The following is a 25,121-nucleotide window of genomic DNA, read 5'->3' on the forward strand; positions in this document are numbered from 1 at the left end:
CAATGGACATGTTCGATCCCGCTCCGATCAAGGATGGCTCGCCGCTGCACCCCGATGCGCTGCACATGTGGTTCGACCAGCACACGCCGTGGCAGGCGGGCTTCCTCAGCCTGCTGCGCACGATCAGCGCACGCGACACGACCATGCCGCTTCCCGGCACGGCCCGCCTGCCCAGGGAAGAGCCGTTCCGCGTCGGCCAGCAGCCGTCGATGGCGTTCGCGCCGCGCGAGGTCGCGGCACTCGACGTGCGGGGCGGCCGGCTCGACGTCCGGCTCTTCGGGCTCGGAATCTGGGGCCCGCAGGGCCCGCTGCCGCTTCACATGACGGAACTGGCGTACAGCCGGGCGGAAAGCCATCAGGACCAGACGCTCATCGCGTTCGCCAACCTGTTTCATCACCGTGCGCTCACGCTGTTCTACCGCGCGTGGGCATCGGCGCAGGCAACCGTCTCGCTCGACCGGCCGGAGCACGAGACCTTCTCGTTCTATGTCGCCAGCCTGATGGGCACCGATCCCGCCGAAGCGGCACGCACGCACCCGCCGCCGCACGCACGCTATGCGGCATCGGCACACCTGGTGCGCGAAGCGCGCAATCCGGATGGCCTCGCGTCGACGCTGTCCCATTACTTCGGCGTGCCGGTGGCGGTCGACGAATACGTGCCGCACTGGATTCAGATCGCCGGCCCGGAACGCTGCCTGCTCGGCGCGCCCGCGCCGTCGACCATCATGGGCGAGGGCGCGCTGCTGGGCGACATGATTCCCGATTGCCAGCACAAGTTCCGTCTCGTGATCGGGCCGCTCGATCTCGACCAGTACCTGCGCCTCACGCCCCACGGCGACGACCTGCCCACGCTGGTCGACTGGGTCCGCGCGTTCGTTGGCCTGGAATATGCGTGGGAGATCAAGCTGCTGGTCAAGCCGCGCGCGGCACCACCCGCGCGCGCCGACAGCTCGCATCGGCTCGGCTACTCGACCTGGCTCGGCGAATCCATGGACGACGAACCCGTCGTCGGAATGGTGTTCGAGCCCGAGCAATACTGCGATCAACTGGAGCATTCCGCATGAACGCCAATACCCCCGGCGCGGTGCTGCGCTACGCCGATCTCCTCGAGCCCGTTTCGGCCGACGCGCCGTGCGGCCCCGATCTCGAATACGATCCGGCTTTCGTGATGCTGCAAGCAGCCGTCATGCCGAGGACGGACGCGCAATACGGCGATTTCGTCGACGCCCCGCAACAGGCGAACTGGGCCGAGGCCGAGCGCGACTGCCGCGCGCTGCTGCTGCGCACGAAGGACATCCGGCTGCTTACGATCCTGATCCGCTGCCGCATCCGTCAAAGCGGCGCCGAAGGTCTGCGCGACGGCATCGCGCTGTTGCAGCAGATGCTCGAGCGCTACGGCGAGACATTGCATCCGATGCCGGTGTTCGACGGCGAGCGCGATCCGATCGTCTACTCGAACGCGATTGCCGCGCTGGCGGATGCCGACGCGGCGCTGGCGGACGCCCGCGATATCCCGCTGCCGAAAACCGCCGGCCTGCAGCTGCAGTTGCGCGACATCGAGAAAGCGTTCGCGGTCCCGCGCGCCAAAGATGCGCTCGCGCCGGAATCGGCGAGCCGGCTGCTGAGTGAATTGTGGAACCGGCGCGACCCGACGATCGTCGCGCTGGCGGACGCGCAACGCGCCGTCGCCGAGATCGCCGCGCGGATGCGCGACGCGTTGCAGGCCGATGCGCCGGATCTCGATGGCATCGTGAAGCTGCTGCAGCCTTTCGCACAAACGGCTCTCGACGCGGGCCGCACACCGGCCGCCACCGGTCCGTCCGATGCGCCAGCGGAACCGGCATCGGCGCCGGATGCAGCCGAAGGCGCGCCCGCCGAAACGGCGACGCGCGAGGCCGGCGTCCCGGCCCGGACGGCGCCCGACACTCGGCCGACGGATCGCTGGAGCGCGCTCGCGACGATTCAGGAGACGCGCCGGTGGTTCGAGCAAAACGAGCCGAGCAGCCCCGTCATCGTGCTGCTCCGGCAATCCGAACGCATGGTCGGCAAGCGCTTTTCGGAGCTTGCGGGTGTGATCCCCGCCGAGCTTCTCGCGCAATGGGACGCCATCGACATCTGAGCGCCGCCGATACGCCCGACCACGTTTCATTGACTTCACCACAGGGCCACATGATGAAAAGATACCGAGTTTTCCTAACCGCTGCCTGCCTGCTTGCCGCGTCGCCGGCCGTGCTGGCGTCGTGTCGGCCCATTACGGATGAGGAATTGATCCTTTGGAAGGATTTAGCAATGCCGAGCCAGCAACTGACGACGTTCAACGTCAGCTTCCCCGCCGGAACAGTCGACGTCGACCCCGATCTGCCGATCGGCAGCACGATCGTCACCGGCGAGTCGGCTCCCACGCCTGCTTTGATATTCATCTCCTGCAATCCACCGAGCGGGACGATCAACGTAGACTTCATGTCCAGTCCCACACTCTCGTCGCTCGGCAAGAATATTTACAAGACCGACGTGCCGGGCGTCGGGTTCCGGCTCAGTTACGTGCGCGCCAGCGGCAGCACCAGTGTCGTGCCTTATACGAACAACTGGAAGGAAAGTGAGATTAAACCCGGCACGCAACCCGTCAACTTCGGTGAAGGTGCGAAATACCGAATCGACCTGTTCAAGACCAGCAACGACATCCCGAGTTTCTCGACGGTAAGCTTCGGCCATCTCGCGAAAACTTACGGAGATGGCAACACCGGCGTGTCCGTAGCCAACATCTATGCCGGCGACGTGTCGCTCCGGGTGTTGCCGAGTTGTCGCGTCGACAGCAGCACGCTGAACGTCGACTTCGGCCAGTTCGGCCCCTACGACGTCTCGCAGACGACCGGCCCGACGCGGCCCGTGAGCTTCCAGGTGCTCTGCTCGGGCCCGACGCCCCCCGCATCGATCACCGCCACGCTGAGCGCGCCTCGGGATACGGACGATCCCTCCCTGATCCAGAACACGGGTGCCCAGCACCTCGCGATTCGCCTGCGTGACAAGACGACCGGCACCATACTCAAGCCCGGCGACGCGAGCAGCACGCTCGTTCTGACGCCGAATGGCGCAATGGCGTCCGACTTCGATCTCGAAGCCACGGTGCTGCGGGTCGGCAACCAGCCGCCCACCACGGGCAAGATCGATGCGACCTCGGTCATCACGCTCAGCATCCTCTAACGCATCCGCAACACCCGAAATATCGACACCATGGAACGCACCATTTTCGTCCAGATCGCCAGCTATCGCGATCCTCAGCTGATCCCGACGCTGCTCGACCTGATCGAGCGGGCCGTCCACCCCGACCGGCTGCGAATCGTCGTGTGCTGGCAGCATGCGCTGGACGAGGCCATCGGCACCTTCTTCGCCCACGGTTTCTCGCGTTGGCACGCGCGCTACGATGGCAGGTTCGCAACGCATACGCTCTTCTATCGAGACGCAACGATCGAGCTGATCGACGTGCCTCATCAGCAGTCCCAAGGCGCCTGCTGGGCGCGCAACCTGATCCAGCAGCAGTACCGGAACGAACGCTACACGCTGCAACTCGACTCTCACCACTACTTCGTCGACGCATGGGACGAACAGGCCATCTCGATGCTCGAATCGCTGCGTTCGCGCAGCGCGAAACCGCTCCTCACCACCTACCTGCCCGGATTCCAGCCCGGCAGCGGACGCGAAATGCTCGAGCATGCCCCGACCGGCCTGTATTTCCAGCGCTTTATGCCGGAAGGCGTGGTAACGATTCGTTCGGGGCTGCTCGACAACTGGCAAGCGTTGGAGGAGCCTGTCCCGAGCGCGTTCTACAGCGCCCACTTCGCTTTTGCCGACGGGCATTTCGCCGTGGACGTCCGGCACGATCCGGACTACTTCTTTCTGGGCGAGGAAATCTCGATCGCCGTTCGTGCGTTCACGCACGGCTACGATCTGTACTGCCCGCATCGCGTGCTCGCCTGGCACGAATACACGCGCGCCAGCCGCGCGAAGATATGGAACGACCACACACCCGAAGCGCAGGCAAGCGGCCTCGTCACCGAGAATTGGCAGGAGCGCAACGCCCGTTCGTATGAACGGAACCGAGCGCTTCTCGGGGTGGACGGCACGTCATGTGACGGTGTCGATTTCGGCCCCTACGGCCTTGGAACCGAGCGCACGCTCACACAATACGAAGCCTACGCGGGCATCAGCTTCGCCCACCGCGGCGTACGCCGGGAAACGCTCGACGGCCAGCCGCCGATGCCTGATGCGCGCGCCTGGGAATCCGCGGAAGAATGCAAGGCGATGCTGCTGCGAGCCCATGACTTTCGCGTCTGGGCGCATCAAAGCCGGTTCACGGATATCCTGCCGCAACTCGATCATTTTCGAATGAGCGCACATGCGCAGGACGGGACGGTGATGCACGGCAAAACGCTCGATGCCGCCCAGTTTCAAAAGAACATCAAGAGCGAGTGGTTCGACATGCACCTGTACTTCGCATCCGAATTCGAACAAGTTCCCACCCGTTACAAGATCGAATTGTTCGACCGTGACGGGACGCTGCTGCGCGAATTCGAGCGATCGATCTAGCGCCGGCGCGAGATACCGGGGGCGACCCGCCCCCTTCAACACTTCGTCCTGTCTATCGGTCCAGCCATGCGAGCCATCCGCCGCAAGACATGACATCGAGTTCATCGACCTCGCCCGTCAACCGCCTCAACGGATCGATCGTGCCGCTTTTGCATGACGCGCCGTCGACGTCCGCCTTCGGCCGCGTCAGCGAAACGGCACGGCCGGTCGGATTCGCGACGCTCAACGGATTCGACACATAGCGATACGGACTCACGCCCGCGGGTGCGGAACGGTCCGGACTGAGATAACGGCCCGTGTCGGGGTCATAGTAGCGGCGGCCATTCAGGTGAAGCCCGGTCTCGTCGTCCAGGTACTGCCCCGCGAACCGCAACGGCTGCCGTACCTGCGTCGCCAACTGGGTCCACGGCATCACGTGCCCCCACACCTTGTAGCGCCCGCTCCAGACGAGCTTGCCCGACTCGTCGGTCAACGCGACCGCCGTGCCGGCAAGATCGGTCTGGAAGTGATACACATGCATCGCGTGAAACGTGCCGTCTTCCTTGCGTTGCTGATCGATGCACGCGAGCGGCGCGTAACCGACGACACCGTCCCGTGCCGGCTGGTACAGATAAGTCCGGACGCTCGCGTTCGTCGCTTCCTGCGCGAGACGCTCGCCTTGCCAGACGAATCGCGTAACCTCGGCGTTACCATCCGGCCACCGTGCCCCTCCCGTTTGCGGCTGCCCGACCGATTTACCGACACGGCGTCCCAGCGCATCGTAGCGGTAACGCACCACGCAACGCCGCCCCTGCACGCTCATCAGCCGGCCGTCTGCGTCCCACGTGAACGTCTGTTCGTCGGCCGCGCTGCGCTTGGCAACGACCTGCCCCCATGCGTCGTATTCGTAGCGATATCCTCGATATTCGCGCAGCCGATGGTCGGGATAGGTGGCGAGCTGCCATCCGACCTGCGGCGTATCGAGCAGGTTGCCTGCGGCATCCCACGTGAAGTACTCGATGCCGAGTTCGTCCGATACGGCCCTCAGCAGGCAGCCGCGACGATCGTAATCGTAATGGGTGCGGCCGCCATAGCGATCGTCGACCTGCACGAGATTGTCGGCCGGGCTGTAGCGAAACTCCCGCCAGAATTCAACTTCGCCTGGCAGCATCTCATTGTCGGGCGTCCGGATCACCGTCATTGAAAACCAGCGCTCGAGCCAGGCGCCCGCATAAACGGAACGCAGGTAAAGTTCCCCCTGGGAGCGCAACAGTTGACGCGTCGTCGCATCGTAACTGAACGCGGCGACGCCGCGAATCTCGTCGCCGCTGCTCAGCCCCGTGAGCACGACTGCGCCGGCATCGTCACGCTCCGTCTTCACGACGTGCCCGTCCGGCAGCGTCACGGCGACGAGCCGCCCTGCCGCATCGTACGCGTAGTGCAGGGCACCGTGCATGCCGTGCTCCGCCGTCAAATGCCCGGCTGAATCGTATTCGAAGCGGAGTGTGTCGGGCTCCACGCCGATCGCCGCCCCTGCTTCCGTCGGCAGGCAGTTGATCATCCCCAGCAGACCGTCTCGCACATACGTGTAGCGATAGCGCACATGCTCGGTGTCGCGGCCGACGATGCGTCCAAGCGCATCGCTGGCGAAGGTTTCAATGCGCGTCTGCTCGCCCGACGTCGACGTGATCTGCGCCAAATCACCCGATGCTGCATAGCTGAACGACCGCGTCACACCGTCCGCATCGACGATCGACGTCAACCGCGCGAGCGGGTCCCAGGTCAGGCGTTGAATCCCGCCGTTGCCGGCGACGGTGCGAATCCTCCGGCCGTGTGCATCGAATTCGTGCACGGTGGCGTTCCCTTCCTCGTCCACCGCGCGCACCACGCATCCGTACTGGTCGCGATGCCAGTGCCGCGCCTGCCCGTCGCAGCCGATCGACGTGGTCAACTGGCCCGCGGCGTTCCAGATTCGCCGCTCCTGCCTGCCGTCCGGCAGGGTGATGATCAACGGCTGCCCGAGCAAGTCCGGCTCGATACGCGTCACGGCCCCGAGTGGATCGGTGATTTCCACGACGTGCCCGTTGGAATCACGACGACATGTCACCGTGCGACCGGCGGCATCGGTCCGTTTCGACACAAGCCCGCGCCCGTCGCATTCAAGCGTGACGGCGCCACGCTGCTCGTGCGTGTCGGTCCGGACCTGTACGCCATCCTGTTCCGCATACGTAATCTGCGTGATGCCGTCGGACGGCGACTGGAACTGGGTCGGCCGCAACTCATCGTCCCGACGCCACAGCCACGACCGGCCGTCTTTCAGGCGAATGCTCATCGGCTCACGTGTCGCGAACGCGTAGGTCGTCGATCGCTCGCCGCCCAACGGCGCCTCCTCGCGGGTCGGCCGCCCCAGTTCGTCGTTGACGGCACGCACCCGACACTCACCCGGCAACGTCAGCTCGGTCGGCCATCCCGCACCGTCGTACTGGAACGCATACCGCCGTCCGTCGAAATCGACGCATGCGAGCACATTGCCGCGCGCATCGTACTGCCAGTGTGCCGTATGACCGAACACGTCGGTCGCCTGCGCGCTTCGTTCGGACAGTTCGTACGTGCAGCGCTCGCGCGCTCCGCGGCATGTCGTGCGTTCGATCACGCGCGACGTCCCGCCGATCGTCTGCCACGTGTAGCGCACGGTCTGCCGAAGCGGCCCGGTCTCCTCGACCATGCGACCGTTCTCGTCGTACGCAAAGCCTCGCACCAGGTCGCCGAGCCGGTTGCGCACCTCAGCGAGCCGGCCGCGCTCGTCATAGGCGTAGCGAACGAGAAAGCCCGTCGGTCCACCATCAACGCATTCGATGCCGGTCAAGCGCGCCCCGTCGCGATCGTAGTGCATCCGCAATTCATGGCCGCACGTTCCCCTCATGCGCAGCAGACGACCCGCGTCGTCCCAGATGCAGCCGACCCGGCGGCGGCCCAGATCCTCGACATACTTGACGCGTGCGACGCCATCTTCGTCGAATTCCCCGAACACGCTGTAATGCGGAACGAGATCGGCGACCACGATCCGGTCGTCCGCCAACCGGGCCACGTGAAGCTGCTCCGACGACACGATGCACTGGCTGCCGCGTTCAGGCATCGGCAGCGACACGATCCGGCCCTGCCCGTCGACGTAATCGAGCCGGCCGTCGTCCCGGCGCAGCAACGTCGCCTCCCAGCTGGTCCGCCAACCGATCCCGAGTATGCCCTCGACAGACAGCGCACTCGAATAAAACCTCGCCCAGCCGATCGGCAAGCGGCCGGGCAACATGAAATCCACCTCGTTTCGTGGCAGGCAGACCTTGCTGCCCGAGACCATGTCGACCGACTCGCACAGTAGGCCCGACAACGCCCGCACGACTCCGTAGCGGCCGGCCAGATCGCCCGGCTGCTCCCAATGACGATCGATGCGAGGCGGGGCATCGAGCGATTCCAGTACCGTGCCCTGCAACCCGGCAAGCACGCCGCCCAATCCTCCAATTCCACTCATTCCAACTCCCGTTACCCGCCGATGAACACGTCGCCCGATCCCGACGCGATCGGGGCGCCGCAGGACGTGCAGCATGCGACGAAAGCCGCCGCCGATCCGTTGATGAATACGGATCCCGAACCGACGACGACCGCTTGGGCCGAACAGTGAACGCCGCATACCGCGACGCAGCCGACATAGACGGCCGATATGCCGTTGGTGAAGACGTCACCCGAACCGGTCACGATCGCTCCGCCATGGCCTATCGCGTCACCGACTCTGGCTGCCGGATTGCTCATGGTGAATTTTCTCCCAGTAAAACCAATAACCCTGTTGCCGCCGCGCCCGTAAGGGGCGCGGCGGCACACGACTCAGGACCACCGAATCTAAAATTCCGACGGCTCCGGCGACTCGCTCGGCGGCGGCGGTTCGCTTGGCGGCGGCGGTTCGCTTGGCGGCGGTGCTTCGCTCGGCGGCGGCGCTTCGCTCGGCGGTGGCGCTTCGCTTGGCGGCGGCGCTTCGCTCGGCGGCGGCGCTTCGCTCGGCGGCGGCGCTTCGCTCGGCGGCGGTGCTTCGCTCGGCGGCGGTGCTTCGCTCGGCGGCGGCGCTTCGCTCGGCGGCGGCGCTTCGCTTGGCGGCGGCGCTTCGCTTGGCGGCGGCGCTTCGCTTGGCGGCGGCGCTTCGCTTGGCGGCGGCGCTTCGCTTGGCGGCGGCGCTTCGCTCGGCGGTGGCGCTTCGCTCGGCGGTGGCGCTTCGCTCGGCGGCGGCGCTTCGCTTGGCGGCGGCGCTTCGCTCGGCGGCGGTGCTTCGCTTGGCGGCGGCGCTTCGCTTGGCGGCGGTGCTTCGCTTGGCGGCGGCGTTTCGCTCGGCGGCGGTGCTTCGCTCGGCGGCGGCGCTTCGCTCGGCGGCGGTGCTTCGCTTGGCGGCGGTGCTTCGCTTGGCGGCGGTGCTTCGCTCGGCGGCGGCGCTTCGCTCGGCGGCGGCGTTTCGCTCGGCGGCGGTGCTTCGCTCGGCGGCGGCGCTTCGCTCGGCGGCGGCGCTTCGCTCGGCGGCGGCGCTTCGCTCGGCGGCGGTGCTTCGCTCGGCGGCGGCGCTTCGCTCGGCGGCGGCGGTTCGCTCGGCGGCGGCGTTTCGCTCGGCGGCGGCGCTTCGCTTGGCGGCGGCGTTTCGCTCGGCGGCGGCGCTTCGCTTGGCGGCGGCGTTTCGCTCGGCGGCGGTGCTTCACTTGGCGGCGGCGCTTCGCTCGGCGGCGGCGCTTCGCTTGGCGGCGGCGCTTCGCTTGGCGGCGGCGCTTCGCTCGGCGGCGGCGCTTCGCTCGGCGGCGGCGTTTCGCTCGGCGGCGGTGCTTCGCTCGGCGGTGGTGCTTCGCTCAACGGCGGCGGTTCGCTCAACGGCGGCGGTTCAACCGACGGCGGCGGCGGCTGAACGGTCGGCGGCGGCGGCGGCGGCGGCAAAATCGGCTTGGTGACCCTCAGGAAGAAAGACGGCAACGGAATCGGCGGAATTGCACCACCACCGCCACCGCCACCCGCACCTGCACCATCACCGCATCCGGGATTCAACTGCAGCGGCGAACCCTGAACCACGACCTCGTCACTGCCGACGATCCGGATCTTCGTACCGACCAGCTTGATCGTGCCGTCGGCCGTCATATTGATGGCCGATGCACCGCACACGATGGAGAGCGCGCCACCGACGTTCAACGCATACGCGCCGCCAACCGACGTCGACATCGCACCACCCACCGCGATCGCATATGCGCCGCCGACGTTCAGCGCGCACGCGCCACCGATCATCGTCGACTCGGCGCCGCCTACCGCGTAGCTGGCGGCTCCGCCCACGATGCTGCTGAACATGCCGCCCACCGCGCGGGTGTGCGTCAGCCCCACGCCGATCGAGAAATTCACGCCGACGGTATGCGACTCGTTGTTCTTCGTCAGGCGGTTCATGTCCCGCTCCGCCTGCATGTGGAATTCCTCGGCGCCCAGCTTGTCCTCGAAGCGAATGCCGCTGTAGTTTTCCCGACCACCCGTGATCGTCTTGCTCTTGAAGCCGCTCTTCGTCGCCTCCTTGGGCAGATCCCACGGCGGCGGCGTCATGGTGTTGTACAGGCTGCCGAGAATCAGCGGGCGATCGGGGTCGCCGTTCATGAAGCCGACGATCACTTCCTGCCCGATCCGCGGGATGTAGATGCCGCCGAAATTCACGCCGGCCCACGCCTGGCTGACGCGCACCCAGCACGAATCCGTCGCATCGTTGCGCGCGTACCGGTCCCACAGGAAGCGCACCTTCACGCGGCCGAACTCGTCGGTCCACACTTCGTGCCCGGGCGGGCCGACGACGATCGCCGACTGCGGGCCGCTCGTGGTCGGCTTCGGTGTCTCGCGCGGCATCCGGAACACTTCGCTCGTCGGCTGCACGATCAGCTCGTTATTGCACTCGTACCGATAACCGCTGCCGGATTCGTCGGCGATTTCGGTCAGCATCAACGCCGCTTCGATGATCAGGTACTCGCGATTGGCTTCCTCGTGCTTGTGTTTCGTCAGTGTGAAAGTCTGGCCGCACGCGACACCGCGCACATTGCCCTTGCCGAACGCACGCGTGCCGGGCGCGCGGCGCTCTTCCATCCGGACCCGGCTGATGAGGTCGCCATGCTTGCTGTCCGTGTAGTCGCCCGGCCACTCGAAAAGCTCGCCCTCACCCCAGTTCGTCTCGCGCGGCTGGTGATTCGACGTGACGAGCAACGCCCTGGGCCGCGTGAAATCGAAGTCGTCGACCACCACGCGCCCCGGCCGCAGCGATTCGTCCGTCGAGAAATAATTCAGATACTCGATGTCGATCTTGCCGCCTTCCGGGTGATGCCGGATTTCGTGATACGCGGCGCTGGGCGAGCGGCGATGCGCGCCGATGTGATCGCACAGCACGAGCCGGTGCTTGCCGTCGGAGTGCTCGAAGAACCAGTAGATCCCCCACTCCTCCATCAGACGCTGGATGAAATCGAAATCCGTCTCGCCGTACTGCACCTGAAACGCCCGCGGCTCGTTGCGCGTGCTCTCGCCTTGCACCGTGTACTTGTCGACGTCCAGCCGCTTGTCGACAGGGTACGGATAATCGCTCAGCACGGTATCGATGATCTCGACCACCGTCTTGTCCTGAAAGATCTTGTAGTCGCTCGTCAGCGTTGCAAGCCAGAGCCACGGCCGCAACACGATCCGGTAAACGTTGTAGCGCCCCTCGGTACGCAGGAACCCGGCTTTCACGACGAGACCGCTGATTTCCCGCCCACCGGCGCCGACGCCGCCCTCTGCTCCCGTACCGATGCCATCCAGCTGCACGCTGACGGTCATCTCCGTTCCGATCATCGCCTTCAGATCGAGATTCGCGCTGGTCGACAGCGGAACGTGAAAATCATCCGGCGTGCGCAACAGCAGCTCGTACGTATAGAGCTTCCCAAGGTGTTCGTCACCGCGAAGCGACAGGAACCGGAGCGCTGGCTGGCCGAGCAGCTGCGGCATCGCATCGCTGCGGATCGCCACCGTGCGCTCCTGATTGATCCGTCCTTCCGAAGAGTTCATTGACATGCGGTCCTTTCGCTCCTACTCACCCCAAACAAACAAGCGCGCCCCCGCGCTTCGCCCTCAACGTCGACGTTCGGCGTCGTCGTGACGCCCCCGACCGGGATCATGTGCCGGCCGCGCGCGCCGGATACCGTACGCGCACCGTCGCGCGCTTGAGCAGCACGTCGATCAGCAAGTCGGCGCCGATACTCGTCGCTGCATCGCGCAGATAGCTCGCGGCCAGCTCGAGATCGCTCGCCTCGCGCGCATCGATGACCTTCCGCCCGAATGCAACGACACGCCGCATGCCGTAGACGGCGCGAGCATCCGGAACCGGCGGCGCCCCGTCCACCGGATCGATGCCGACGACCCATCCGACCGGCGTGGCGTGCACGCCCAGCCACTCGCCCAGCATGCTCGCGATCGTCGCCAGATTGCCGCTGCCGCACAGCGCCGCCACCTTCGCGTCGTCCACGCCCCGCAGCTGCCATGCGGCCAGCCACAACGCGCGCTCGAGCTTCCTGATGTGCGGCATTCGGCGAAAAGCGACCAGCTCGCGGTATTCGCGATGCCGGCTGCGCAAGGTCGTGCAATTCGAAGCAATCGCCCGTTCGAGTGCCCGCGTGCACATTTCGTGCTCGCTCGGCAGCTTGTCGAACGTGTACGTATCAGCGTCCCGTATGTTCATGCATCTGCCCCTGCTCGAAATCGACGGTACGGCGGCGCCCGTCCGCATCCGATTTCAGTTCGTCGACATCGAAACCCGCGCCCGCTTCGCATCCCGGCGCGCCGGCGATCCGCAAGCAATCGACGTAGCCGCCGCGGTCGTCCTGCTGCCAGAACCATCCGCCGTCGCCACGCGCCGCGCATTGGGGCCATTCCGCCCATGGCGCGACGGGCACGCCGGTCAGCACCAGCGCCGGATCGGCGCCGCGCTCCGCCGGCAACGCGTCTTCGGTCGCCGGCAGCGCGGCCGCCTTCCGGCCGCGGCCGCTCAGGAGACGCCACGCGAACGCGTGATCTGCGCTCCATATCTCGTCCAGTTGCGCATGCAACGACACGACGGACGTATCCGCACCCGTTTGCCGCGCACGCGGCGGCACGTGCATCGCCAGCAGTCGAGCCATCCGGAACAGCACGCCGCGAGGCTCGCTCAGCCGGCGCCCCAGCCAGCGACGCGGCACGGTGCAGCAGACGATGCACGGATGCCGCCGTCCAGCCCGATCGCACGAACCGGCCATGACGCCGACGACGTGGCGCCCGTCGCCGAACGGCGAGCATGCGGGCGCAAGCACGAAGCTCCACGGCAACGCATGCGACTCGCGTTCGCCGGACAGCCGCGCGAGCAGATCGGGATGGCGCTCGAGCCAGTGCTGCCATTGAAGGACCTGCGTGACGGTCGTCCGGTGGCGAATCTGCTCGCCACACGCGGGGAGCCGTCCCCATAGCGCAGGCAGGCCAGGCGTCACGCAAGACCTCCCGGACAATGAAAGCCCGTCAGCAGGTTGCTCGTCAGCGGATTCAACTGACCGCTCGTCATCAACTCGAGCGCCGCGTGCCTGCCATCGAAATCGAAAGCCAATGTCAGGCGGCTGGCCGAAGCGGTACCGGTCAGCCGGCCTCGCTCGATCAAGCGGAACAGCGCCCACGGCCCCGTCGCGACGATCGTCGACGTATCCGGCCGGATTGCCGGCTTCGCCGCGACTTCGGCCATCGCGCCGCCGCGCGGCCCGGGCCAGCTCAGCGCGAACGGCGTGACGGGGCCATGCACGTAACGTTGCGTCTGACCGTCAACGTCGATCAGCAATTCGGTGATCTCGGGATCGATGGACGCCACCTTGGCGTCCATCTTCCAGGCCATCCGCTTGGCACCCTGATCGCGGAAGAACACTTCGCGGATCGCGGACGCGCGTTCGAACGGCTCGAGGCTCGGCCCCTTGATCGGCGGCATGCCGGGGCTCAGCGACTTGTAGCGCCACGGCTTGGCGTTCGTGTCGACGTAGCTCGCCAGCGATTTCTGGAAGAATTCGTCGAATACGCCGCCCGCCGCGAACATCCGGTTGAAGTCCTCGACGTCGACTTCCTGGCTGCTGCGCACGAACGGATATTTCCCGTCGATCGTGCGCCGGCAGCTTTGCCCGACGCTCGTATCGACCTGCATCGCGAGCAGCCCGCCGACCTCCTGCCCGACCTTGTCCGCGACCTGCGTCGCGATGCCGCCGAGCACGAGCCTCAACGGCGCCGGCAGCTTTTCTGCCTCCGTCTGCAACGTCGTGCCGATATCGAGCGCGGGCGGCATGCTGTTGGCCGACAACGCGTTGCTCGCGACGACCAGACGCGTGTACTGCTCGTTGATCAGCGTCAGGATCGCGTCGAGCTGCAATGCCTTGCCGCCCGCCGCGATGGGCGTATCCGTCATCGCCGGACCGCTGCCGGTGTCGGCCTGGCCGGTCGTGACCTCGCGCAGCGCCGCGAAGCGGTTGTCGACGAATTCCTTCTCGAGCCGCTGCTCCGGCCGCTGCGCGGCCATCTTCCGGGCCTCGAGCGCCGCGGTCCTCGCCGCGGAGGATTTGCGGCCCACCGCCGTCAGCGCGAGATCGTTCAGCGAGGACGGCTCCTGCACATCGACGACCGATAGCGACGTTTCCCGGACCACCGCGCGCGCCAGCCGCACCAGCGGCGAATCCGGCGCGGCGAGCGCGCGCAGCGTCGCCTGATCGAGCGCCAGCGTGCCGTCCCGGCCGTTCTCGCCGCTCGTGGCCGGTCGAATGTCCGCGAGAAACTGCTGCCAATAGTTTCCGTAATCGATCAGGTACTGGCGGCGAATGTCGTCGGCCAGCGACGATCTCGCCGCCACGACGCGCATGCCCTGTATCGATGCCGTCAGGTCGGAACGCTTGCCGGCGCGCCCCATGACCCAACCGTCGTCGTCCTGCGCACGCGCGAGGAATTCGGGCAGGCGCTGGTTGAACAACGCGTGGTACCCGTCATACGTGTAGAGTCCCGGCACGCCCTGCTCGAAGCGCGATCCGTCCACCAGCTTGAAAAGCGATGCGCCCTGCAGCCCGAGCGCCTGCGCAAGCGTGAAATTTTCCGGCGCCTCTTTCTCCATCGCGCCGATCGCCCGCTCGTAAAGCCGCTTCGGCGCCGGGTTCTGGCTCAGGAAGAGGCGCGCCCGCTGCACGAGTGCGGCGTCCTGGGCCACGGTCGGCTTGACGGGGCGATCTTCGATGAACAGCGCATCCAGATGCCGCACCATCAGGTTGCGCCCGCCCATCGCCGCCGCACTGTCGGAACGCTCCCAGTCGCGCAACACCCACGTTCTCACCGCCTTCGCATCGTAGCGATCATCGTCGTACAACATCAGGTAGATGGTCAGCGTCCGGTAGACATCGTCCGCGTTTTGCGCATTGATCTGCGTGCTCAATTCGCTTTCCGCGCGCCGCACGATCTGAGGCAGCAAGGTCTGCTTCAGCAGGCTCAAGTAGGTGGTATCCGATGCCTTGACGATAGCCGGAACGACATAGAGGCCGTAGCGGTACGCACCACCCGGCGCGTCGAGATCGAGGTCGCCGTATCGCGGCAGGTCCCGTGAGCCGTCCAGCAGACCGCCGATCGCGGCCGCCTTCGGCGACTTGTTGTAGGCGGCGGCCCGCGCGGCGAGCGCCGTCGTCTTGCCGGAGATCGCGGTCAGATAGTTCCGATTGTTGTCGTAGCTCACCGTGAGCGAGAACACGAGCCATACGAACAGGGTCGCGGTGAGCAGATGACCGGCCCAGCGCATCGCTCTGAAGCGAATCTCCCACTTCAGGTCTGCGCGGACCAGATGCGCTTCCGGCACGATCACATGCTGGAACACGTTGCGCAGGAAGAAACTGCGATGCCCCGATACCAGGCCCTCGCCGCGCACCTGCGCAGCCGCGTCGCTGTTCGTGCGCATGCGCGCCAGCTTGCGCCTCAGACGCTGCAGCACCGTCTCGCGATCCGCGGCAATCACCTGATCCGTCTGCTCGGCGCTCGTGAAATACACGCCTCGCAGCGTATTCTGCAACTGCACGTCGTCGTAGCGGGAGTCGAGGAATACGAGATCGAGCAGATCCGTGACCAGCGTCGACAGGCTGCGGAATTCCTGCGCCAGCGGGTACAGCCGCTTGCGGCGATCCCCTTCGTATTCCTCCAGAAAGCGGTTGTTCAGGCCGGCGTCGATCCGCGCTTCGAGCAGCGTCAGCTCGTGCGCGCAGTGGCGCCGCAGCCCGTCGACACTCGCCGCGCCGGACTCGTCGCAGGGCAACGTGAACCCCCATATCTGCGTACGCCCTTCCGCAGTCAGCGACTGGAAATACTCGGTGAAGCCCGGCAGCAAATCCAGTTTCGTCACGAACACGTATACCGGGAAGCGAATCCCGAGTTGCTGGCGCAGTTCGCCGAGCCGGGCACGCAAGCTCGCGGCGAGCACGGTGCGTTCGGCGTCCGACCGGTTGACCAGATCGGCGGCGCTGACCGCCAGGATCGCGCCGTTGAGCGGCGCCCGCGGCCGATGCTTGCGCAACTGGCCGAGCAGTTCCTTCCATTCCGCCGCGTTGACAGCCGTAGCCGACTCGTCCTGCGGATCGTCCTGCTCGACATAGCGGCCCGCGGTGTCGATCAGCACCGCTTCGTTCGCAAACCACCATTCGCAGTTCGCGGTGCTTGCGATGCCGTGCGCGGACACCGCGCCCATCTGCTCGGTCAGCGGGAATTGCAGGCCTGAACCCAGGATCGCGGTCGTCTTGCCGGCCCCCGGCGTGCCCACCATCATGTACCACGGCAACCCGTACAGATGCCGGTCGACCTCGAGCAGGCGACGCCACCCCAGCGTGCCGCCACGCAGGCGCTTCAACTGCGCGATCGCCTTGGACACCACCATGGCGACCGCGCGCACCTCGTCGCGACCGGCTTCGACCGGCCTGTCGCCTTTCGGCTGGAGGAAGCGCTTCAGCAGCGCATCGTTCGACCGCAGTGCCTGCCACAACGTGTAGAGGCCGTAGACCATGTAGCAGAAAGCGATCGTCGCGATCAGCAGGACGCGCACCCAGATCGGCTCGACCGGATGATGGCCGCCCAGCCCGAACAACGGCCCCACGTGCCAGAGCGCGACGCAGAGCGCGATCACCCAGATCGGGCTCAGCGGCCATCTCAGCAGGCGCAAGACGAGCAAGCCCACGAGCAGCGCGATCACGATCAAGCGGATCGCGACGCCGGCAAACGGATGCAATTCGCCGAACGCGAATAGCGGGCCCAGGAACCAGACCGCGACGCACACCAGCAAAACCGCCACGCACGCCAGCATCCGCCACGAGAAAAACCATCGGAAAAGACGTTTCAAATAAGACATGCTGAATTCCGGTGCTACAGCGTGACCATGATTTCGACGCGGCGGTTGAGCGCCCGGCCGGCCACCGTGGCGTTGTCGCCAACCGGCTGGGAGTCGCCCTTGCCGAGCGCGCGGATCCGATCCGCCGGCGTACCGTCCCGCTGAAGGATTTGCGCGACGTACGCGGCGCGCTTTTCCGACAGCACGAGGTTGTTCGGGAAAGCCGCGCTGCGGATCGGCTGATTGTCCGTATGCCCGCTCACGAGCACGTTTCCGCCGACGCGCGCGACTTCGCGCGCAACCTTGTTCAGGATCGGCTCGATCTCCGGCAACACCGTGCTCTGGCCCGACGCGAACATCGAATCGCCCTTGAACACGACGAGACTGCGCCTGTCATCCTCGTCGACGGTCAGCAGACCGCGCGCGATCTCGTCCCTCAACAGGTGCGACAGCCGCAGACGCTGCGGCGCAGACGCGAGTCGTTCCTTGCCGATCTCGAGAATCCGCGTTTCCAGTGCATAGCGCTGGGACAGCAGGTTGTACTGGTAGAACACGAACAGCGCGAACAGCGCGAGCACCGCGCAGGCTGCGGAGGCCCAGACCGGCACGCTGCGCAACAACGGCAGCCTGCCGGGCGGAGCGCCCCGCCAGTGCGGCGACAGTTCGGGCTGAAGCGCGTCGCGTGCGCCGGTGATGAGCGTCCACAACCGCTGGCGAATCTGTTCCAGATAGCGACGCCCGTCGGCCACCACGCTGTAGCGCCCCTCGAATCCGAGACCGAGCACGCGATACAGGATTTCGAGGATATCGACGTACTCCTGAGGATCGGTCGCCATCCGGCCGATCAGCAGGAAGAACTTCTCGCCGCCGTCGACTTCACCCTCGAACGTGATCAGCAGGCTTTGCTCCGCCCATACGCCGCCCCCGCCCCAGCTGGTGCGGTTGGCTGCCTCGTCGAGCGCGGTGCACAGGCAATAGCGAACGACCGCCATGTGCTTCCACGGCAGATCGGCCTTGTCGCACAACTTCTGGAACAGGCTGACCTCGCGCACGAGCAGGGTTCGCAAGCTGCCGACCGCCTCGGACGTATCGAGCGCGGCAGGCATGTCGGCGAGCATCCGGAGCAGCGGCCGCGCCGCTTCGAGCAGCGGATTGCTCGCCGCGAGCACCTCGTCGAGACGTTGCTGGATATCGACGACCGCGTCGAACTCACCGATGTCGATCGGCTGACGTGGGGCTCCCTTTTCATGGCCGGCGCGCTCCTTCTGCGGCTCGGGTAACGTCCCGGAATCGCTCGCGAGAAAATCGAACGCGTCTTTGTCGAACGTAGCCGAGTTCATTTATGGCGAACTCCCCACAGTTCGAGCTTCAGTTCGGGGAAGTGGCCGGCGATGTGCATCGCGAGCCCGCCCTGTTGGGCGATCTGCTCCCAGAACGGCCCACTGCGCGACAACTCGTAGTAAATGTAGTTCGAATTGAACGGAATCTGTCGCGGCGGCACCGGCAGCGGCACCATCGTGAGCCCCGGCAGATGCGAACGGATCAGCTCGGGCAGACGCTGCGGCTGGCTGATCTTCGTCTGTGACGCGAATTGCTGCTGGAGCACGTCCGGCGACATCTGCGCGCCGACCGCGAGCACGAGACTCGAATAGCCCGAGAGTTCGGCCGGCATCACCGCGGCGACACGGATCCCGTGCGGCTGTTCGGTGAGCGGAATCGGCTGCGCACCACGTATCAGCACCTGGTTGAGCAGGTAATGGACTTCCTCGACGAGCGGCCGGATGCTCGCATACAGCTGCGCATGATCGTAGCCGGGCGTCGGCAACGGACGACGGGTCTGCGGACGGACGAACGTCGACAGTTCGCCGGCCATCATTGCAAGCTCTCGATAGAACTCCACGGGCGGCGTCTCGCGAATCCGGCAGATATGCGCGAGCAGCGGCTCATAGCGATTCAATACCTGCAGCAGCAGGTAATCGGCCACTTCCGCCGCTGCGCCCGCGCGTCCGTCGCTGCCCGACAGGCGGGTGGCAAGCGCATCGGCGCGCAGCTTCGCCAGGCCATGGAGCTGTGTCGCCCAGTCTCGCAGCAGCGGATCGGCGCCGTACTGGCTGACCGGCGGAATGTGATCGGTATCGTGCAGCGACACCGAGCCGTCCGCGCGCAATGCCTTGATGCGCGTCAGCGCGATGCCGATCCACGACTGCGTCAATTCCTTCTCGGGCAGAAGCCGCAGGCGCAAGTTCGCCAATTGCACGGGCTTGGGCCCCTGGCCGATCGTGTTGCTGTCCCGCAGCTCGTTTTCGAAAGCCAGGTAACGGGCAAGCGAGGCCGTCTGCTCGCGAAACACGGTCTCCTCGGTATTGGGCAGACGCAGCGGGACAGCCAGATAGATCACCTGGTTCTGGTGCTCGGGCGCGATCGTCAGCGGCGGCGGCGGCGGTGCATGCGCCGGCACGTCGAACGGCGTACCGTCAGGAAACACGCCGGTCCCGCTCTTGAACACCAGCTTGCCGAACGCCAGCGACTCGTGATCGATCTCGAACTGGCTGAATCCCCAGAAAAAAGGGCTGAGCGGCGCGGAGCGCTTGTGCGCGAAATGTTCGAAATAGCGCTCTTGCTGCTGAAACAGCTGTGGAAGCAGGAAAAGGCCTTCGCTCCACACGACCTTGTTATGCCAACTCATGAGTCAATCCAATTCAGTAACAAGAACGGCCCGCTGGCCGACATCCACGTTCAATTTGATTTTCGTGCGCGCCGTCAGCACCCGGAGCCACGCTTCGTCCGGCGGAGGCGGCAAGCGGTAAGCCCCGCGCCACACCGATTTTCCGAGTTCGCGGTATCCCGCCAGCACGCCGATCGCCGTCGTCGCGGCATTCAGGCGCCGACGAATGTCCCGGACGTCTCCCGGACGGAGCACGAACTCGTCGATCACGATTGCGTCTTCGCCCAGCACCTTCTTGCTGTCGCTTTGCAGTGAGAAGAAATCGGCGTTGTCGAACGTGTACGCCGACTTCAACTCATAGATCCGCACCATGATCGGCGCAGGGCGCCCCAGCTCGTCCGGATTGACGCCGTCGCTCACCTTGATCTTCAGATCGAGCGACGCCTGCTCCTTTCGGGACGGCATACCTCCACACGCAGCCTGCGACAGACATGACAGCCCGAGCGCGATGCGTTTGATCGCATCACGGCGTGTCTGGCGCGTCTTCGTGCCGAACGGAAATCGAAAAACCATATGGAAGACCCTGTCGTACCCGAAGCAGCCTTTGACCAGGGCCCCGCGCATTGCGCAAACGCCCTCGTCAAAGGCCCGTGGTTCCGCCGGTGCCGGCGGAACCACCGAAACTACGGGCGTGAGTGCTTAAGCAGCGTTCTTCTTGATGTCGAACGTCGCCGTGATTGCGCCACCGCTGCCGCCCTGCGCGTTCTGCACCACGTATTCCTGCTTGAGGCGCGAGAACGACAGACGGACGATCTCGCGAGGACGCGACTCGTCGGCTGCGACGCCCGACGGGCTCACCTGCGTCACCAGCACGTCGTTCATCGTCAGCAGGATGTACTCGAGCGGATTCCCACCTGCCTTACGCACCGTGAGCTTCGCTTCGTCGATGTGCTTGCCCAGCAGACAGTACTGAATCAGGTTCGGGCTCGCCCGGTCGATGAAATGCTCGAATTGCAGATCGTCCACCGTAGCCTTGCCTGCGCCACCGCCCGAGCCGAGGTGCATGTTCGATTGCTGGCTTACGTTCCACGACCAGCTCAAGACCTCGATTTCGTTCTGGTGAGTGGCATCCTTGGATTCACCGTCGATACCGTTGATCTTGAGGAAAATATCGTGTGCCATGGCATCACTCCTTACGTCTTGGTTAAATTTCTAGTACTGCTAATCGATGGATCAGAAATATCTATGATGCATCTGACCACCACGCCACCGGCATGCCATCACGCCGGGATTTCCGGGAACGCCGGCCTCCTCGAGGCGATGTCGGTGCGCCTGACGGGTTTGCCGTTCAGCAGCCGGCCACCGCAGTCGCGCGTACGGTCAAGCAGCGGCCTTGACCGACGGAAGCTTCGCGACGAGACGCAGCGACACCGTCAGACCTTCCAGCTGGAAATGCGGACGGAGGAAGAACTTGGCCTGGTAGTAGCCGGGGTTGCCCTCGACTTCTTCCACGACCACCTCGGCAGCGGCAAGCGGACGACGCGCCTTGGTTTCCTGGGACGAGTTGGCAGGATCGGCGTCGACGTAATACATGATCCATTCGTTGAGCCACTGCTGCATTTCGTCGCGTTCCTTGAACGAGCCGATCTTGTCGCGCACGATGCACTTCAGATAGTGCGCAAAGCGCGAGCACGCGAACAGATATGGCAGGCGCGCGGAAAGGTTCGCGTTCGCCGTCGCGTCCGGATCGTAGTACTCGGCAGGCTTTTGCAGCGACTGCGCGCCGATGAACGCCGCATAGTCGGTGTTCTTGCGGTGGATCAGCGGGATGAAACCGTTCTTCGACAGTTCGGCCTCGCGACGATCCGAAATCGCGATCTCGGTGGGGCACTTCATGTCGATCCCGCCGTCGTCCGTCGGGAACGTATGGCACGGCAGGTTTTCGACGACGCCGCCGCTCTCGACGCCGCGAATCAGCGTGCACCAGCCGTAGTGCTTGAACGAGCGGTTGATGTTGACCGCCATCGCGTAGGCCGCGTTCGCCCACGTGTACTTGGCGTGATTCGATCCGTCGGTCGATTCCTCGAAATCGAATTCATCGACGGGATTGGTGCGGATGCCGTACGGCAGGCGCGCGAGGAAGCGCGGCATCGCAAGGCCGACGTAGCGCGAGTCTTCCGAGTTGCGCAGCGAGTTCCAGGGTGCGTACTCCAGATTCTGCGTAAAGATCTTCGTCAGATCGCGCGGGTTGGCCAGCTCCTGCCACGACTCCATCTGCAGCACGGACGGCGACGCACCCGTGATGAACGGAGCATGCGCCGCTGCGGCGACCTTGCCGATCGACGCCAGCAGATCGACGTCCGGCGGCGTGTGGTCGAAATAGTAGTCGGCGACGAGACAGCCGTAAGGCTCACCGCCCAGCTGCCCGTATTCCTCTTCGTAGATCTGCTTGAAGAACGGGCTCTGATCCCACGCCACGCCCTTGTATCGCTTCATTGTTCGGCGCAGATCCTCCTTCGACACGTCCATGAAGCGGATTTTCAGCTTCTCGTCGGTTTCCGTGTTCGTCACGAGGTGATGCAATCCGCGCCACGCGCTTTCCAGCTTCTGAAAATCGTCGTGATGCAGGATCAGGTTGATCTGTTCCGACAGTTTGCGATCGATCTCGCCAATGATCGCCTCGATGCTCTTGTAGGCGTCGTCCGACATCGTCACCGAATTCGCCAGCGCCTGTTCGGCCAGCGTCTTGACGGCGGACTCCACCGCTTCGCGCGCCTGCTCCGTCTTGGGCTTGAACTCGCGCGACAACAGCGCGTTGAAATCCGATTGGGCGCCGAGCTGCGCCTCGGCAGCGCGCGCCTGCGATTCACGTACAGCCATTTTCTTCCTTTGCACCAGTGTTAGATCGTGGTTTGCCGCCCGGGGCCTCATTGCTGCTCTTGCGGCTCCAGAGCGTCCGTCTTCCGCACTTCAGGCTTCGGCGCCTTCGCAAGCGCGCTCAGCAGCGCCGGGTCCTGCAGCAACTGGGTGACGAGCGCCTCCGCGCCCGACTTGCCGTCCATGTACGTCTGCAGATTCGCGAGCTGCGTGCGCGCGTCGAGCAGCTGCGACAGCGCGTCGACATTTTTCGCAATGGCTGCCGGCGAAAAATCGTCCATGCTCTCGAACGTGATGTCGACCATCAACTGACCGTCGCCGGACAGCGTATTCGGCACCGAAAACGCAACCCGCGGCTTCATCGCCTTCATGCGCTCGTCGAAGTTGTCGATATCGATGTTGTAAAACTTGCGGTCGCCGACAGCCGGAAGCGACTCCAGCGGCTTTCCGGACAGGTCGGCAAGCACGCCCATCACGAACGGCAGCTCGACCTTCTTCTCCGAGCCATACACTTCGACGTCGTATTCGATCTGCACGCGCGGCGCACGATTGCGCGCGATGAACTTCTGTGCACTGTTGGATATAGCCATAAGCTCTCCAGCGGGATTCCGATTAGGTAAAAATCAATGAGCGAATGCTCGCCCGTTTCGCCTCGTCAGCGTAAACCGCGCCGATATTACGGTACTCGGCATCATCTTTATATAGGAACAGTACTAAGTTTTACGGCAAAAAATAACGAGATAGGCATCGGCTTAGTAAAAGTTCTAAAAAATGCGCCACCTGTCTTAAAATGACGACCACTTTTCTCAATGGAGATAAATTTATATTCGGATAAGTCGTGAGATTTCCGCACGTGGACCATCGAAATGCAGCCAGCGCGGCCACGCAAAACAGATAGGCAGCCACGACGACATCGCGACGCGCTCTGCCAACGCGTCGCGACGTCGTCAATGACGCACGCGATCCGGAATCAGGGAAATGTCGACGCGCCGGTTCAGCGCCCGGCCAGCCTCACTGCGGTTGTCCGCGATCGGGCGGATGTCGCCCATTCCCTGGATCGCGAAACGAGTGACCGGCAATCCGCCTACGGTGACCAGCCAATCGCGGATCGCACGCGCCCGCGCTTCGGATAGCTGAAGATTTGCCTCGGGCGATCCTTCGCTGTCCGCATGCCCCTCGATCAGCACACGCTGGTCCGGATTCACCCGGATCAGCCGCAGCACATGCGCCAGTTCGCGATGCGCGCTCTCCGGGGAAAACGTCGCCTTGCCGCTCGCAAACAGAGAAAGGCTATCGATCCGCGCAGTCGTAAGCGGCGGTTGGTAAGCCGCCAGCGCGGCGTCGAGGCGGGCCGACAACGCACGCCCCGGATACAACCCCCAGCCCGCTCCGAACGGCGCGCCGTCGCGCAAGTTGCGCACCACTTCGTCGCGAGCCTCGCGCACCCGCTCGAACGAGTCGATCTTCGCGGTGATCCGGTCGCCTGGCGTGCTCCAGTATGTAGACAAGTCGCCCGCGATACGCTCGACGATTCGGTAATTCACCCAACCTGACATCGCCACCGCCACGATCAGCGCCACCACGCTCGACAGCAGGACGTGCGACGCGAGCGGCCATTCCCCGCCGGTCGGCGGCGGCGCGGCGTGCCGCCCGGCAACACGCGTCGACGCATGGACGAGCGGCGGCGGGAGCGGCCCCGCCACCGGCTTCGTGACGCCCGGCTGCAGGCCGGTTCTGGCGATCAGCCAGCGCGTCCACGCGCCCGGTCTGATCGGCGTATGGCCGACGTCCGCCAGCGACACGCCCTGCAGCGCGAACGGCGGCGTATTCGCGAGCGCGGAGATCAACGACAGCAACGCGGCCTCGTCGAGCCATTCGAACACCGAGAGTCCAAGCGCGCTCCGGACCACAGCGCCCGTTTGCCGCGACGACGCCAGTTGACGACGAATCGCCGGCAGCCGATCGTAAAGCCGGATCGACTCGTCGAGGCGCGGCACGCCGACGTCGAGCGGATCGCCAAACCACTGCACCTGTGTCGCGGCGTCCTCGCCAGGTCCCAGACATGCATACACGGCAACATGACAAGGCAACACACATTCGGGATGGCAGTACGCTGCCTGCAGCGCGATCCGCCATTGCACGAACTCACGGCGCAGCACGCTTTCGTCATCGCCCTCCGGCACCACGGGCAGCAACGCGGCGTCAGGGAAGCGGCCCCGCGACGCCTTTACCTGGGCCATGACGTCGTTCAGCCGCTCCGGCGTATCGGCCAGCAGCCACACCGCCCGATCGTCGCGCCTGAGCGTCGTCCGCCCGCCATCGCGCGGAAACAGTCCGGCGGCATACGGCCCGACGACGACGATCACCGCGAGTTCGTGCGTGACGCTCCCGATCGCATCGGTGGACTCGGCGGAACTCGAAACCGCGTGCGCCGCGCGCCGTCGCTCATGCCAGCCGGCGACGCAAACGGCCGACGCGACTGCCAGCGCGACGAACGTCGCGATCAGCCAATCCGCCAGCCCGGCGAGCACCCACGCACCGCCGGTCACGACGACCGGCATCACGATCCAGACCAGCCCGGTCTCCCGCATCGAACGCATG

General features: G+C 65.3%; 17 protein-coding genes. 4 read left to right on the plus strand and 13 right to left on the minus strand.

The genetic code is table 11. The annotated features are described in order from the left end of the window. Window positions 1-2: 2 nt before the first annotated feature. The 4 genes from tssG to WT26_RS20065 are packed head-to-tail and all read left to right on the plus strand — an operon-like array spanning window position 3 to window position 4,584. Window positions 3-1,064, plus strand: coding sequence for a type VI secretion system baseplate subunit TssG (tssG, locus tag WT26_RS20050; protein WP_059538665.1), 1,062 nt, complete (start codon window positions 3-5; stop codon window positions 1,062-1,064). Next, window positions 1,061-2,119 carry a type VI secretion system protein TssA gene (tssA, locus tag WT26_RS20055; RefSeq protein WP_059855811.1) on the plus strand — a complete coding sequence of 353 codons (1,059 nt, stop codon included), beginning with the start codon at window positions 1,061-1,063 and terminating at the stop codon, window positions 2,117-2,119. The genes tssG and tssA overlap by 4 nt, the downstream gene beginning before the upstream one ends. Window positions 2,120-2,169: 50 nt before the next feature. Further along, window positions 2,170-3,201: a fimbrial protein gene (locus WT26_RS20060; protein ID WP_059724107.1), complete on the plus strand. Its 1,032-nt coding sequence runs from the start codon at window positions 2,170-2,172 to the stop codon at window positions 3,199-3,201. A gap of 30 nt (window positions 3,202-3,231) precedes the next feature. Further along, window positions 3,232-4,584, plus strand: coding sequence for a GlcNAc-transferase family protein (locus WT26_RS20065; RefSeq protein ID WP_069270616.1), 1,353 nt, complete (start codon window positions 3,232-3,234; stop codon window positions 4,582-4,584). Between the two features lie 52 nt (window positions 4,585-4,636). Here WT26_RS20065 and WT26_RS20070 read toward each other — a convergent pair whose 3' ends face one another. From WT26_RS20070 to WT26_RS20125, 13 genes are all read right to left on the minus strand, one after another. Beyond that, entirely contained in the window at window positions 4,637-8,089 is a 3,453-nt protein-coding gene (locus tag WT26_RS20070) for an RHS repeat-associated core domain-containing protein (protein WP_069270617.1), read from the minus strand. Between the two features lie 11 nt (window positions 8,090-8,100). Then, on the minus strand, window positions 8,101-8,367 hold the full coding sequence (locus tag WT26_RS35990; protein WP_071767332.1) for a PAAR domain-containing protein: 267 nt from the start codon (window positions 8,365-8,367) through the stop codon (window positions 8,101-8,103). Between the two features lie 87 nt (window positions 8,368-8,454). After that, window positions 8,455-11,649, minus strand: a complete 3,195-nt coding sequence (locus WT26_RS20075; protein ID WP_080485684.1) for a type VI secretion system Vgr family protein — start codon at window positions 11,647-11,649, stop codon at window positions 8,455-8,457. 100 nt (window positions 11,650-11,749) lie between these two features. Beyond that, window positions 11,750-12,313, minus strand: coding sequence for a hypothetical protein (locus WT26_RS20080; protein ID WP_060093306.1), 564 nt, complete (start codon window positions 12,311-12,313; stop codon window positions 11,750-11,752). Next, entirely contained in the window at window positions 12,294-13,094 is an 801-nt protein-coding gene (tagF, locus tag WT26_RS20085; RefSeq protein ID WP_069270618.1) for a type VI secretion system-associated protein TagF, read from the minus strand. The genes WT26_RS20080 and tagF overlap by 20 nt, the downstream gene beginning before the upstream one ends. Continuing rightward, window positions 13,091-16,999, minus strand: a complete 3,909-nt coding sequence (gene tssM, locus WT26_RS20090) for a type VI secretion system membrane subunit TssM (RefSeq protein WP_069270619.1) — start codon at window positions 16,997-16,999, stop codon at window positions 13,091-13,093. The genes tagF and tssM overlap by 4 nt, the downstream gene beginning before the upstream one ends. 14 nt (window positions 17,000-17,013) lie before the next feature. Beyond that, complete coding sequence (gene tssL / locus WT26_RS20095) at window positions 17,014-18,318, minus strand: type VI secretion system protein TssL, long form (RefSeq protein WP_069270620.1); 1,305 nt, start codon at window positions 18,316-18,318, stop codon at window positions 17,014-17,016. After that, window positions 18,315-19,664: a type VI secretion system baseplate subunit TssK gene (tssK, locus tag WT26_RS20100; RefSeq protein ID WP_069270621.1), complete on the minus strand. Its 1,350-nt coding sequence runs from the start codon at window positions 19,662-19,664 to the stop codon at window positions 18,315-18,317. The genes tssL and tssK overlap by 4 nt, the downstream gene beginning before the upstream one ends. A gap of 3 nt (window positions 19,665-19,667) precedes the next feature. Continuing rightward, window positions 19,668-20,216 carry a type VI secretion system lipoprotein TssJ gene (tssJ, locus tag WT26_RS20105; protein ID WP_080485685.1) on the minus strand — a complete coding sequence of 183 codons (549 nt, stop codon included), beginning with the start codon at window positions 20,214-20,216 and terminating at the stop codon, window positions 19,668-19,670. A 126-nt stretch (window positions 20,217-20,342) separates the two neighbouring features. Then, a complete protein-coding gene (locus tag WT26_RS20110; protein WP_059527216.1) occupies window positions 20,343-20,825 on the minus strand; it encodes an Hcp family type VI secretion system effector in 483 nt (160 codons plus the stop codon). A 198-nt stretch (window positions 20,826-21,023) separates the two neighbouring features. Then, window positions 21,024-22,523: a type VI secretion system contractile sheath large subunit gene (gene tssC, locus WT26_RS20115; RefSeq protein WP_069273642.1), complete on the minus strand. Its 1,500-nt coding sequence runs from the start codon at window positions 22,521-22,523 to the stop codon at window positions 21,024-21,026. A gap of 47 nt (window positions 22,524-22,570) precedes the next feature. Further along, window positions 22,571-23,110, minus strand: coding sequence for a type VI secretion system contractile sheath small subunit (gene tssB / locus WT26_RS20120; protein WP_069273643.1), 540 nt, complete (start codon window positions 23,108-23,110; stop codon window positions 22,571-22,573). A gap of 357 nt (window positions 23,111-23,467) precedes the next feature. Next, the gene (locus WT26_RS20125) at window positions 23,468-25,120 is read right to left on the minus strand and encodes an OmpA family protein (protein WP_230461638.1); all 1,653 of its coding nucleotides are present in this window, start codon (window positions 25,118-25,120) and stop codon (window positions 23,468-23,470) included. Between the last annotated feature and the right edge of the window lies 1 nt (window position 25,121).

The sequence above is a fragment of the Burkholderia cepacia genome (assembly GCF_001718835.1).
In the GTDB taxonomy this organism is placed as follows: domain Bacteria; phylum Pseudomonadota; class Gammaproteobacteria; order Burkholderiales; family Burkholderiaceae; genus Burkholderia; species Burkholderia cepacia_F.